The 12238-nt window shown below is 75.7% G+C and carries 14 protein-coding genes; 9 read left to right on the top strand and 5 right to left on the bottom strand.

Annotated elements, in window-relative coordinates; all coding sequences use genetic code 11:
- Positions 1-2 precede the first annotated feature (2 nt).
- On the bottom strand, positions 3-944 hold the full coding sequence (locus tag I4I82_RS00230; protein ID WP_218594242.1) for a PDR/VanB family oxidoreductase: 942 nt from the start codon (positions 942-944) through the stop codon (positions 3-5).
- Between the two features lie 115 nt (positions 945-1059).
- The gene (locus tag I4I82_RS00225; RefSeq protein ID WP_218594241.1) at positions 1060-2595 is read right to left on the bottom strand and encodes a GMC family oxidoreductase; all 1536 of its coding nucleotides are present in this window, start codon (positions 2593-2595) and stop codon (positions 1060-1062) included.
- A 176-nt stretch (positions 2596-2771) separates the two neighbouring features.
- Here I4I82_RS00225 and I4I82_RS00220 point away from each other — a divergent pair, with 176 nt between their 5' ends.
- From I4I82_RS00220 to I4I82_RS00200, 5 genes are all read left to right on the top strand, one after another.
- Positions 2772-3188: a phage holin family protein gene (locus tag I4I82_RS00220; RefSeq protein WP_218594975.1), complete on the top strand. Its 417-nt coding sequence runs from the start codon at positions 2772-2774 to the stop codon at positions 3186-3188.
- Complete coding sequence (locus I4I82_RS00215; RefSeq protein ID WP_218594325.1) at positions 3185-3466, top strand: DUF3618 domain-containing protein; 282 nt, start codon at positions 3185-3187, stop codon at positions 3464-3466. Before I4I82_RS00220 ends, I4I82_RS00215 begins: the two co-directional genes overlap by 4 nt.
- A gap of 113 nt (positions 3467-3579) precedes the next feature.
- A complete protein-coding gene (locus tag I4I82_RS00210) occupies positions 3580-4119 on the top strand; it encodes an STAS domain-containing protein (RefSeq protein ID WP_218594326.1) in 540 nt (179 codons plus the stop codon).
- Positions 4120-4177: 58 nt separating this feature from the next.
- Positions 4178-5125, top strand: a complete 948-nt coding sequence (locus I4I82_RS00205; RefSeq protein ID WP_218594327.1) for a TIGR03557 family F420-dependent LLM class oxidoreductase — start codon at positions 4178-4180, stop codon at positions 5123-5125.
- A 429-nt stretch (positions 5126-5554) separates the two neighbouring features.
- Positions 5555-6754 (top strand): AI-2E family transporter, encoded by a 1200-nt coding sequence (locus I4I82_RS00200; RefSeq protein ID WP_218594328.1) that lies wholly within the window; start codon positions 5555-5557, stop codon positions 6752-6754.
- Between the two features lie 72 nt (positions 6755-6826).
- Here I4I82_RS00200 and I4I82_RS00195 read toward each other — a convergent pair whose 3' ends face one another.
- Both I4I82_RS00195 and I4I82_RS00190 read right to left on the bottom strand, forming a co-directional pair.
- On the bottom strand, positions 6827-7051 hold the full coding sequence (locus I4I82_RS00195; RefSeq protein ID WP_218594329.1) for a hypothetical protein: 225 nt from the start codon (positions 7049-7051) through the stop codon (positions 6827-6829).
- An 89-nt stretch (positions 7052-7140) separates the two neighbouring features.
- Positions 7141-7341, bottom strand: a complete 201-nt coding sequence (locus tag I4I82_RS00190) for a DUF7455 domain-containing protein (RefSeq protein WP_218594974.1) — start codon at positions 7339-7341, stop codon at positions 7141-7143.
- 285 nt (positions 7342-7626) lie between these two features.
- Here I4I82_RS00190 and I4I82_RS00185 point away from each other — a divergent pair, with 285 nt between their 5' ends.
- Genes I4I82_RS00185 through I4I82_RS00175 form a run of 3 tightly spaced genes read left to right on the top strand, consistent with a single transcriptional unit; the run spans position 7627 to position 10785 of the window.
- On the top strand, positions 7627-8793 hold the full coding sequence (locus tag I4I82_RS00185; RefSeq protein WP_218590934.1) for an acyl-CoA dehydrogenase family protein: 1167 nt from the start codon (positions 7627-7629) through the stop codon (positions 8791-8793).
- 25 nt (positions 8794-8818) lie between these two features.
- A complete protein-coding gene (locus I4I82_RS00180; protein ID WP_218590932.1) occupies positions 8819-10036 on the top strand; it encodes an acetyl-CoA hydrolase/transferase family protein in 1218 nt (405 codons plus the stop codon).
- Positions 10033-10785, top strand: a complete 753-nt coding sequence (locus I4I82_RS00175; protein ID WP_218590931.1) for an SDR family NAD(P)-dependent oxidoreductase — start codon at positions 10033-10035, stop codon at positions 10783-10785. The genes I4I82_RS00180 and I4I82_RS00175 overlap by 4 nt, the downstream gene beginning before the upstream one ends.
- Here I4I82_RS00175 and I4I82_RS00170 read toward each other — a convergent pair.
- Positions 10760-11716: an AraC family transcriptional regulator gene (locus tag I4I82_RS00170; protein WP_218594973.1), complete on the bottom strand. Its 957-nt coding sequence runs from the start codon at positions 11714-11716 to the stop codon at positions 10760-10762. The genes I4I82_RS00175 and I4I82_RS00170 overlap by 26 nt on opposite strands.
- Before the next feature lie 81 nt (positions 11717-11797).
- On the opposite strand from I4I82_RS00170, the gene I4I82_RS00165 reads away from it, so the two are divergent.
- On the top strand, positions 11798-12220 hold the full coding sequence (locus I4I82_RS00165) for a pyridoxamine 5'-phosphate oxidase family protein (protein WP_218590929.1): 423 nt from the start codon (positions 11798-11800) through the stop codon (positions 12218-12220).
- Positions 12221-12238 lie beyond the last annotated feature (18 nt).

The following is a 12238-nucleotide window of genomic DNA, read 5'->3' as shown; positions in this document are numbered from 1 at the left end:
GTTCACAGGTCCAGCACCAGCTCGCGGCCGCGCGCGCGGGAGACGCACGGCAGCAGGACGTCGGTGCGGTCGGGGTCGGTCAGCGAGTCGCGGTGCTCGGGCACGCCGGACAGCACGCGGGTGACGCAGCTGCCGCACACCCCGTCGCGACAGGCGTTGGGGACGACGACACCGGCGGCGTCGAGGACGTCGAGCGCGGAGTCGGCCGGGCCCACCGCCAGGCGCAGCCCGGAGCGGCGCAGGACGACGTCGAAGGCGCGCAGGTCGGTGTCGTCACGGGCCTTCGCGGCGAACCGCTCGAGGTGCAGCGACCCCGCGGGCCAGGTCCGGCAGCGCTGCTCGACGGCGCCGAGCAGCGCCTCGGGACCGCAGCAGTACACCGCGGTGCCCTCCTGCGGCGCGCCGAGCAGCCCGTCGAGGTCGAGGCGGCCGCGCTCGTCCTCGGGGACGACGTCGACGGCCGCGCCGTAGCGGGCCAGCTCGCCGAGGAACGCCATCGACGCCCGCCGGCGCCCGCCGTAGACCAGGCGCCAGTCGGCCCCGCGCCCGTGCAGCGCCGCGGCCATGGCGAGCAGCGGGGTGATCCCGATGCCACCCGCGACCAGCAGGTGGCGCGGGGCGTCGACGAGGGGGAAGTGGTTGCGCGGCCCCGCCACCTCGACGACGTCGCCGGGCCGCAGCCGCTCGTGGACGAACCGCGAGCCGCCCGCCGAGCGCGGCTCCTGCAGCACCGCGACGCGGTAGCGGCGCCGGTCGGCGGGGTCGCCGCACAGCGAGTACTGCCGCACGTGGCCGGGCAGGCCCAGGTCGATGTGCGCCCCGGGCTCCCAGCGGGGGAGCAGACGGCGCTGCGGGTCGGCGAGCTCGACCGACAGCACGCCGTCGGACTCGCGGCGCAGGCCCACGACCTCCAGGTCGAGGACCCCGTCGTCGGTCTCCGGCATCGTCCCTCCTTCGTTCGGTACTTAGTACGGTACAGGATGACCAGCGCCCTGGGGAGGGGGTGGACGGGAGCGGCCCCGCCCCGGCGGGACGGGGCCGCGGCCGGCCGGGCGGGGGTCAGCCGGCCGCGATGAGCGCGGCGGCGCGCTCGGCGATCATCGCCGTCGGGGCGTTGGTGTTGGCCGAGGTGATCGTGGGCATGACCGACGCGTCGGCCACGCGCAGGCCGTCGACGCCGCGCACCCGCAGGTCCGGATCGACGACGGCCCCGTCGTGCACGCCCATCGCGCAGGTGCCGACGGGGTGGAAGTAGGGCATCGCCGCCTGTCGCACGAAGTCGACCAGGGCCGCCCGGCTCGTGTCCTCGCCCGGCGCCGTCCGCCGCTCGACGAGCTTCGCGAACGCCGGCTGCGCGGCCAGGTCCAGCGCGATCTCCACGCTGCTCACCAGCGCGTCGACGTCGGCCTGCTCGGCCAGCATGTTCGGCTGGACGTGCAGCCCGCCGTCGGGCCCGGTGAGCCCCAGGAAGCCGCGGCTGGCCACCGTCATCAGTCCGGGGGCGATGACGAAGGCGTTCTCCGGCACCGGGAACCGCGCGGCCACCTCGGGCGAGACGTAGGGGATCTGCACGGCGACGAACTGCAGGTCCGGCACGGCGAGCGAGGGGTCGCTGCGCCAGAACGCCGTCGTGCCCTCGAGGTTGTTGTTCGGCGGCGGCAGCGCCTCGCGCGCGGCGAAGCACACCCCGCCCAGGATGGGGTGCTCCTGCAGGTTGCGCCCGACGCCGGGCAGGTCCAGGACCGGGTCGACGCCCACCGCCCGCAGGTGCTCCGCCGGGCCGACGCCGGAGAGCAGCAGCAGCTTCGGGCTGTCGATCGCGCCGGCGGCGAGCACGACCTCTCGGCCCGCCGACACCGTCGCGGGCGCCCCGTCGCGGAGGTACTCGACCCCGGTGCAGCGCCCGCCGGTGATCACCAGCCGGGTCGCCCGCGCGCCGGTGACGACGGTGAGCCGCTCGTGACCCAGGACCGGGCGCAGGTGCCCGGTCCAGGTGCTGGTGCGGACGCCCCCGGAGGCGTCGGTGTTGATCGGGCCGACGCCGCACGGCTCAGGGACGTTGACGTCGTCGAGGTAGGGCATGCCGTAGGAGACGCCGGCCTCGACGAGCGCGGCGGCCACCGGGTGCAGGTCGCGCGGGCGCTCGATGCGCACCGGCCCGCCCGCGCCGCGCTGCTCCGACGCCCCGTCCTCCCAGTCCTCGCAGTCGCGGAAGTGGGGGAGCACCGACGCGTGGTCCCAGCCCCGCGCGCCCGCCGCGGCCCACCCGTCGTAGTCGGCGCGGTGTCCGCGCACCCACACCAGCGCGTTCGTGCTGCCCGACCCGCCGAGCACCTTCCCGCGCGACAGGAACAGCGTCCGGCCGGCCACGTGCCCGGTCGGGGCGTAGGTGTAGCCCCAGTCGTGGGCGGCGCCGATGTTCTCGACCCAGCGGTGCGGCGCCGACACGGTGTCGATGCCGTCGGGGTCGCCACCCGCCTCCAGCAGCAGGACGGTGCCGTCGGTGCGCTCGAGCAGGCGCCGCGCGAGCACGCAGCCCGCGGTGCCCCCGCCCACCACGACGTAGTCGGCGGTGCCCGGGTCGGACGAGGTCATGGGGGTCTCCCTCACGGCGCGGGCGGGCGGCCGCGGGACTCCCGGACGCCGACCCTCAACGGGTCGTACTGTGTACGGGACGATGCACGGAGGGGTGGGGGTGCGTCAAGGGCCGGTCGCACCACCCCTCCGGGTGACGCCCGCGTGCGGGCCCGCCCCGCGGGGTACGCGGCCCCATGACCACTGACGTCGTACGACCGGCCGAGCCGGCCGACCTGTCCACCGGGGAGCTGGTGACCCGGCTGTCCGCGCAGGTGGGGGAGCTGGTGCGCGGCGAGCTGGCGCTCGCGAGGGCCGAGCTGTCGGAGAAGGGCAAGCGCGCCGGGGTGGGTGCGGGGATGGCCGGGGCCGGCGGGCTGCTCGCCGTCTACGGGCTCGGTGCGCTCGTCGCGGCCGCCGTCGCCGGTCTCGCCACCGTCCTGTCGGTGTGGCTCGCGGCACTCGCCGTCGCCGCGGTCCTGTTCGTGGTGGCCGGGGTCCTCGCGCTGGCCGGGCGCAACCGCGTCCGCGACGCCGTGCCGCCGGTGCCGCAGCAGGCCGCGGCCGGGATCGGGCGCGACGTCGAGACCGTGAAGGCGGCGGTGCGGCGATGAGCGACGACGCCCGCGCGGAGCTCGACGCCCTGCGCACCGACCTCGGCGACACCGTGGAGGAGCTGGCCGCACGCGTCGACGTGCCGGCCCGCGTCCGCGCCCGCCGCGACGAGGCCACCGCGCTCGCCCGCACCCGACTCGCCCGCGCCCGCGCCACCCTCGACGACCGCGCCCCCGCCGTCGCGGCCACGGTCCGCGAGCAGCCGGGCATCGTCGCCGCGGCCGCCCTCGCGACCGTCGCCGCCGCGGTGCTCGTGGCCCGCCGCCGCTCCGGCTGACCGGGGGCGCGGCTGGTCGGGGTCCGGCTGAACGGGATGCCCGGCGACGTGTGGTCCGCCGCAGACGGGGAACCCCCGATACGGTGGCACCGTCGCCACCTCGGGAGGTGGACGTGCACACAACGGTGCAGCTGTCGGTGGACGTGCCGGATCCGGCCGTCCGGGTGTTGTGGGTCAACGGGTACCTGGACGTGGTGGGCGCGGCACGGTTGGTGCGGGTCGTGGAGTCCCAGCTGCTGCTGGTGACCTCGGGCCTGCGGGACACGCGGTTCCTGCTGGTCGACCTGTCCGGGGTCGCCGGGTTCGACCCCGCGGCGCTCGACCTGCTGCGCTGCCTGCCCCCGGCGAGCCGCGCGGCGGGCGTCGAGCTGTACCTGACGGGCTGCTCCAGCCGGCTGCTCGTGCTGCCGCTGCGCGTCCGCCAGGTCCTCTGCCGGTTCCCCTCGTACCCCACCGTGGAGTCGGCGCTGCACGACCTGCGGCCGGTCGCCCCGGAGGCGACGACGGAGGTCGTGCTGCCCGCGCAGCCCGGGCCGCCGGCGGTGGAGGTGGGGGTCGGTGCGCCCGCCCTGCGCGAGATCGTCGCGCTGCGTCCCGAGCTGTTCCGCCCCGATCCGGGCGAGCACCGCGGGCGCACCCCGGCCCCGGGCTGACGATCCCCCGACGGCGGCGCCCCGGGTTGCTGCGCGCCGCACCGGGTATCCGCCGGCCATGACGAGCTTCGGCTACTTCCTGTCCTGCGAGGAGTACGGACCCCGCGAGCTGGTGGCGCAGGCGCGCGCCGCGGAGCAGTCCGGCTTCGACCGGCTGTGGATCTCCGACCACTTCCACCCGTGGACCGACGAGCAGGGCCAGAGCCCGTTCGTCTGGTCGGTCATCGGCGCACTGTCGGAGGCGGTCTCGGTCCCGGTGACGACGTCGGTCACGTGCCCGACGATGCGCATCCACCCCGCGGTGATCGCGCAGGCCGCGGCCACCGCCGCCGTGCAGCTCGAGGGCCGCTTCGTGCTCGGCGTCGGCAGCGGCGAGGCGCTCAACGAGCACATCCTCGGCGACCCGTGGCCCTCGGTCGGGGTGCGCCTGGCGATGCTGGAGGAGGCGGTCGGGCTGATCCGGCTGCTGCACGAGGGCGAGCAGATCAGCCACCACGGCGAGCACTACGAGGTGCAGGACGCCCGCATCTACACGCTCCCCGAACAGCCCGTGCCGATCTACGTGTCCGGGTTCGGCCCGCAGGCGACCGAGCTGGCCGGCCGCATCGGCGACGGCTTCTGCACGGTCTCGCCCGACGCCGACCTCGTCCGCACCTTCCGCGAGGCCGGCGGCGGCGACAAGCCCGTCCAGGGCGGCATCAAGGTCTGCTGGGCCGAGACCGAGGAGGCCGGGCGCGAGACCGCGCACCGCCTGTGGGCCAACGACATGCTGCCCGGCCAGCTCGCGCAGACGCTGCCCCGCCCCCAGGACTTCGCCGACGCCGTGACGCTCGTGCCGCGCGAGGCGATGCAGATGCCGTGCGGCCCGGACCCGCAGCCCTACGTCGAGGCCGCGAAGGCGTTCGTCGACGCCGGGTTCGACGAGCTCTACGTCCAGCAGGTCGGCGGGAACCACGAGAAGTTCTTCCGGTTCTGGACCGACGAGGTGCTGCCGGCGCTGTCCTGAACCCGCGGCTCAGCCGGGTACCGGCGGCGAGGCGATCACGACCGCCGTGCCGGTGGCTGTGCCCTCGACCTGGAGGTGGGCCATGAAGGACGCCATGAGGTCGAGGCCCCGTCCCCGGTCCTCCCCGGACTCGCGCGTCGGGCGCGGCCCGTGAGCCCGTCGACCTCGCCGGTGACGGTCAGGACCACCGCCTCGCCGCGCTCGTCGACGGTGCCGGTCATGAGCTGCTCGCGCGCCGGGAACCGCGTGGTCGCGGGCCCGCCCGGTGATCGTTCCGGAGCCGCCGCGGTGATCGACCCGGTGATCGTCCGGCGAGCCGGGGGAACTCCGCCGAACGGCCCAACTTCGGCCGCCTGCCGGTGCCCGGAGCCCGGCACGGGTACGCCGAGGTGACGGACCTGGGGCGGGCCCGGACGGGTGGGTGGACGGATGACGGTCGACGAGGCGCGCACCGGCGTGCCGCGCTCCCTGCGCGTGGCGGCGGCGATCGGGTGGCGGGCACTGGTCGTCGTGGCCGCGCTGTACGTGATCGGCCAGGTGCTGGCGACCCTCGCGTCCGTGGTCGTACCCGTGGCGATCGCGCTCCTGCTCGCCGCCCTGCTCACGCCGGCGGTCCGCTGGCTCACCGGGCACCGGGTCCCGCGGTCGGTGGCGACGACCGTCGTCATGGTCGGGGGCCTCGCGCTGCTCGTGGGGGTGCTGACGTTCGTCGTCATGGCCTTCGTCGCCGGCGTGCCCGACCTCGCCGTGCAGCTCACGGCCGGTGTCGACGCGCTGGCGACGTGGTTGCGCGACGGCCCGCTGCACATCAGCACCCAGCAGCTCAGTGACGCGCAGCAGGAGGTGCTCGCGGTCATCGGGGAGAACCAGGGCACGCTGACGACCGGGGCCCTCACGACGGCGGCCACCATCGGCGAGACGGTGGCCGAGATGCTGCTGGTCGTGTTCACCCTGATCTTCTTCCTGCAGGGCGGGCCGCAGATCTGGCAGTTCCTGCTGCTGGCGGTGCCCTCGGACGTGCGCTCGCGGGTCGACGTCGCCGGGCGCCGCAGCCTCGCCGCGCTCGTCAGCTACACGCGGGCCACCGCGGCGGTGGCCGTCGTCGACGCCGTCGCGATCGGGATCGGGCTGGGCGTGCTCGGGGTGCCGCTGGCCGTGCCGCTCGCGGCGCTGGTGTTCCTCGGCGCGTTCGTGCCGATCATCGGGGCGCTCGTCGGCGGTGGTGCGGCGGTGCTGGTCGCGCTCGTGGCCAACGGGCCGGTGTCGGCGCTGATCGTGCTGGCGATCATCGTCGCGGTGATGCAGCTGGAGGGGCACGTGCTGCAGCCGCTGCTGCTGGGCCGGGCCGTGCGGCTGCACCCGCTGGCCGTCGTGCTCGCCGTGGCCGCGGGCCTGCTCGTCGCGGGCATCGCCGGGGCGCTGTTCGCGGTGCCGCTGCTGGCCGTCCTCAACTCCGCGATCCGGTCGCTGCGCAGCCCGTCCGACGAGTACGTCGAGCCCGACGACGTGCGCAGCAGTGAGCCGGAGGAGAGCGGACCGCCCGAGCCGGGGCACGACCGCCACCCGGACGCGAGCGGCGACACGAGCCCACCGGACGTCGAGGTGCCGGTGCAGGCCGTGCCGCGTTGAGGCGCGCCGTCCGGGGACGGGCCCAGGCCAGCCGTCCGGGGACGGGCCCAGGCCAGCCGTCCGGGGACGGGCTCAGGCCACGAGCAGCGCCCGTCCGGTCGCGGTGAGGCGGGCCGGGGCGTCCCCGCCCGGGGCGGTGATGAGCCCGTCGCGGACGAGCCGGGCGGCGGCGAACTGGTCGCAGCACGCGACTCCGTCGACGACCAGCACCACCGATCCGGTGCCCGCCAGCCGGCAGCGACCGGCGTGGACGGCCCGCAGCACGGCCCTGTCCCGCGGGGTCAGTGGGTCGTTCATGACGGACGGAGTACCCGCCGGGCCGCCGTCGACACCCCTGGCTGGCCCGGCGGCGGGCTCCGCTGCACCCCCTGCGGGCTGCGGCGCGCTCACCGGACCGACGCCGTCACGACGGCCCCGGCGCGGGCGAGGCCGTCGCGGTGGGCGCGGTGGTGGTGGCCGCAGAACAGCAGATCGCCCGCGGCGAGGCGCACGCGCACCCAGGCGGCCGCGGGGCAGCGGTCGCAGCGGTCGGACGCGGTGAGCGGCGCGGTGGTGGCGGGCGCGGGGCAGGGGGGTGCGGTGGGCACGGCGGGCTCCGGTGTCGGGAGTGGGCGGTGTCGGGAGTGGGCGGTGTCGGGAGTGGGCGGCGGACCGGCCCGGGTGGTCGTCGCCGGGCCGATCCGGCTGCGGACGACGCTAGGGGCGCGGCGCCCCCGCGCGGATCCGGTCGCGACCCGGCCCGTGCGGGCGGGGTCCGGGGATCCGCCCCGGCGCACCGGGGGCGGGACGGGGGATCCGCCCCCGCCCCGACCCCGCGGTGCCGGGGCCCGTTCGTCGTCCTCGCAACGGGTGCGGCCTGGTTAGGGTGCTGCGTGGACTTCGAGCTGACCGACGACCAGCTGACGATCCGGAAGGCCGTCCGGGAGCTGGCCGGGAGGTTCGACGACCGGTACTGGACGGACAGGGACCGCGAGCACGAGTTCCCGACGGAGTTCTACGATGCCCTGGCCACCGGCGGCTGGCTCGGGGTGACCACGCCCGAGGCATACGGCGGGCACGGGTTGGGGATCACCGAGGCGTCGATCATCCTGGAGGAGGTCGCGCGGTCGGGTGGGGGGATGAACGCCGCGAGCGCGATCCACCTGTCGATCTTCGGGATGCACCCGGTGATCCTGCACGGCTCCGACGAGCTGAAGGCGCGGACGCTGCCGCGGATCGTGGACGGCTCGCTGCACGTGTGCTTCGGGGTCACCGAGCCCGGCGCGGGCCTGGACACCACGAGGATCACCACCTTCGCGCGCCGTGACGGCGAGGACTACGTGGTCAACGGCCGCAAGGTGTGGATCTCCAAGGCGCAGGAGTCGGAGAAGGTCCTGCTGCTGACCCGGACGACGAAGTTCGAGGACTGCGCGCGCAAGACCGACGGGATGACGCTGTTCCTGACCGATCTGGACCGGGCGCACGTCGACATCCGGCCGATCCGCAAGATGGGCCGCAACGCGGTCAGCTCGAACGAGCTGTTCATCGACGACCTGCGGGTGCCGGTGGCCGACCGGGTCGGGGAGGAGGGGCAGGGGTTCCGCTACATCCTCGACGGGCTCAACCCGGAGCGGATGCTGATCGCGGCCGAGGCGCTGGGGATCGGGCGGGTCGCGCTCGACACCGCGGTGCGCTACGGCAACGAACGGGAGGTGTTCGGGCGCCCGATCGGGCAGAACCAGGGACTGCAGTTCCCGCTGGCCGACTCGCTGGCCCGGCTGGACGCGGCGGAGCTGGTGCTGCGCAAGGCCACCTGGCTCTACGACCGGGGCGAGCCCTCCGGGCGGGAGGCGAACACCGCCAAGTACCTGTGCGCCGACGCCGGGTTCGACGCGGCCGACCGGGCGCTGCAGACCCACGGGGGGATGGGGTACTCGGAGGAGTACCACGTGGCGCGGTACTTCCGGGAGGCGCGGCTGCTCAAGATCGCGCCGTTGAGTCAGGAGATGGTGCTCAACTACCTGGGCTCCCACGTGCTGGGCCTGCCCCGGAGCTACTGACGCCGACCCGACTACGGTGGTCGGAGTGCTCGATCTCCGGCCCCACGTCCGACCCGGCGACGGGGTGTGGTGGGGCCAGGCCGCGGCCGAGGCCACCCCGCTCGTCGACGCCCTGCACGAGCAGTTCGCCGACATCGGCGACGTGCGGGCGTTCTGCGGCATCTCTCCGCACCGGCGCACCCCGCCCGACGGGCTCACCGTCGTCTCCTACGGCGCGATGGGGCAGCTGCGGTCGCTGCGCGAGCGCCTCGAGGTCGTGCCCGCGCACTACTCGACGCTGCCCCGGCTGTTCGCGCAGCGCCTCCTCCCCGGCGACGTCGGCCTGGTCCAGGTGGCGCCGCCGGGCCCCGACGGCACCTGCTCGCTGGGGATCGGCGTCGACTACTCCGCCGACGCCGCCCGGTACTCCCGCACGCTGGTCGCCGAGGTCAACCACCGGATGCCGGTGACCCGCGGCGAGCCGGGCATCCCGCTCGACCGCTTCGCCGCGGTCCTGGAGACCGACCGGCCGCTGCCCGCGCTGTCCGACCGCGCGCCCGACGACGTCGACGCGGCGATCGCGGCGCACGTCGCGGACCTGGTCGAGGACGGCGACACCATCCAGATCGGGGTCGGCGCGCTGCCGAACGCGATCCTCGCGGGACTGGCCGGGCACCGCGACCTCGGCGTGCACACCGGGATGATCACCGACGGCGTGCTGCGCCTGGTGGAGGCGGGCGTGGTCACCGGGAGCCGCAAGGAGATCGACCCCGGCGTCGTGATGACCGGGATGGCGCTGTGCAGCCCCGGCCTGTACGCGTCGCTGCCCGGGCTGCCCGTCGAGTTCCGCCCGGCCGGCTACACCCACGGCGCCGCGGTGCTCGCCCGGCTGGGCCGGCTCGTCTCGGTCAATGCGGCCCTGCAGATCGACCTCACCGGGCAGGTCGGTTCGGAGACCGTCGCCGGGCGCTACCTCGGCGGCGTCGGCGGCCAGGCCGACTTCTCCGGCGCCGCGGCCCGCACCGGCGCGCGCTCGATCATCGCGCTGCGCTCGTGCGCGGGGGAGTCGTCCACCGTCGTCACCGCGCTGGACGGGCCCGTCACGACCGCCCGCGCCGACGTCGACGTCGTCGTCACCGAGCACGGGGTCGCGCACCTGCGCGGCTGCCCGCTGCCCGACCGCCCCCGCCGCCTCGCGGCGATCGCCGACCCCCGGCACCGCGACGCGCTGCTGCGCGCCGCATCCCCGAAAGGACTCCGATGAGCAGAACCGCACTCGTCACCGGCGGCGCCCAGGGCATCGGCCAGGGCATCTCGACGACGCTCGCCGCCCAGGGTTTCCGGGTCGCCGTCGTCGACCGCAACCTCGAGCCCGCCCAGGCCACCGCCGCGGCGATCACCGAGGCGGGCGGCACCGCCGTCGCCGTGCACGCCGACGTCACCGACACCGGGTCCGTGCAGGACGCGGTCGCGACCGTGACCGCCGAGCTCGGGCCCGTCGAGATCGCGGTGAACAACGCCGGCTGGGACGACTTCATGAACTTCGTCGACACCACCGAGGAGTTCTGGGACAAGGTCCTCGACATCAACTTCAAGGGCATGCTGCGGGTCTGCCACACCGTCGTGCCGGGGATGCTGGAGCGCGGGTTCGGCCGGATCGTCAACATCGGGTCCGACGCGGGGCGCGTCGGCTCGTCGCTGGAGGCCGTCTACTCCGGCGCCAAGGGCGGCACCATCGCCTTCACCAAGACCCTGGCCCGCGAGATCGCCTCCGCCGGGCTCACCGCCAACACCGTGTGCCCCGGCCCGACCGACACCGCGATGCTGCGCGCCTACGCCGACAGCTCGCCCGACGGCGCGAAGGTGCTGGCCGGGATGACCCGCGGCGTCCCGATGAAGCGCCTCGCCCAGCCCGCCGACGTCGCGGCCGCGGTCGCGTTCTTCGCCTCCGACGCCGCCGGCTACATCACCGGCCAGACGCTGTCGGTCAGCGGCGGGCTGACGATGGCGTGAGCGCCGGCCCGCCCCGGAACCGGCTCGGGCTGACGCCGCGGACGCGCGTGAAGGCCGCGCTGAAGCCGAAGGCGTCGGCGTAGCCCACGGCGCGGGCGACCTCGGCGATCGTGGCCGCGCCGCGCTCGGTCAGCAGGTCGGCGGCCAGCGTCATGCGCCAGCGGGTGAGGTAGGTCAGGGGCGGCTCGCCGACGAGGTCGGCGAACCGCTTGGCCAGCGTCGCGCGCGACACCCCGGCCCGGTCGGCCAGCGCCGCGACCGTCCAGGGGGCCGCCGGCTCGGCGTGCAGCAGGCGCAGCGCGTGCCCGACCACCGGGTCGCGGTGCGCGGCGTACCAGGCGGGCGGCTCGCCGCCGGGCCGGTCGAACCACTCCCGCAGCGCGCACACGAGCATCCAGTCGAGCAGGCGGTCGAGCACGACCTGCTGGCCCGGGGCGTCGACGGCGACCTCGGCGGCCAGCAGGTCGCGGACCGCTCCCGCGGTGCCGCCGGGGGCGACGCGCAGGACGTCGGGGAGCGCGTCGAGCAGCCGCCGCCCGATCTCGCCCCGCACCGGGTAGGCCCCGACGACCAGCGTCGTCGCCGCGCCCGCGCCGGCGGGCCCGGGGTCGTGCCAGCCCAGGCGGTGCACGGTGCCGCCCTGGTCGGGCGTCGCGCAGTCCTCGCCGCACTCGACCGGCTCGGCCGCGGTGTCGACCTCGTCGACGAAGTCGAAGGGCGCGGGACCGCGCACGACCAGCGTCTCCCAGGGGGCCAGGTGCTCGGGCGTGCGGCCGTGGGGAACGATCCACCCGGCCCCCTCGAGCACGGTGCACAGCGTCAGCGGGGCGCCGTCGACGAAGCGCAGCGACCAGGGCACGGTCAGCGTCGTGCTGCCGAACAGCGAGCCCTGGGCGCGCACCCCGCGGAAGAGGTCGGCGAAGGGGTCCACGTCGACGAGGTTGGACGCTCGCACAGGGAATCCGGCTCCTCACCCATGGAGGCGTCCGGCCGGGAGGTGTGAGATGGGGTCATGACCACCAGCACCCTCACCGCCGGGGACCTCGAGTTCCTCGCCCGCCCGCTGCACGGCTTCCTCACCGTGGGCGGCGCGACCCGGCCCCCGCAGCCCCGGCCGATCTGGTTCGAGGCCACCGCCGACGGGGCCGTCCAGTTCTTCAGCGAGCCCGACGCGCCCAAGCTGCGCCGCCTGCGCGAGGACCCGCGCGCCTCGCTGATCGTCGCGGCGCCGGTGGGGGAGCGGGAGCGCTGGGTGTCCGTCGACGGGCGCGTGAGCATCGAGCCCGACGGGGCCCACGATCTCGCCGCGCGCCTGGCCGCCCGCTACTGGGACCTCGACGACCCCACCCGCGCGGCCGACCTCGCCGCCATCCTGGCCGGCGAGCAGGTCCGCGCGGTCCTGCACCCGGACAAGGTGCGGCGGATGTCCTTCTGACCGGCGCAGGAGGTGAAC

The organism is Pseudonocardia oceani (genome assembly GCF_019263585.2).
Lineage (GTDB): Bacteria > Actinomycetota > Actinomycetes > Mycobacteriales > Pseudonocardiaceae > Pseudonocardia > Pseudonocardia oceani.
This window is presented reverse-complemented; position numbering and strand designations above follow the sequence as displayed.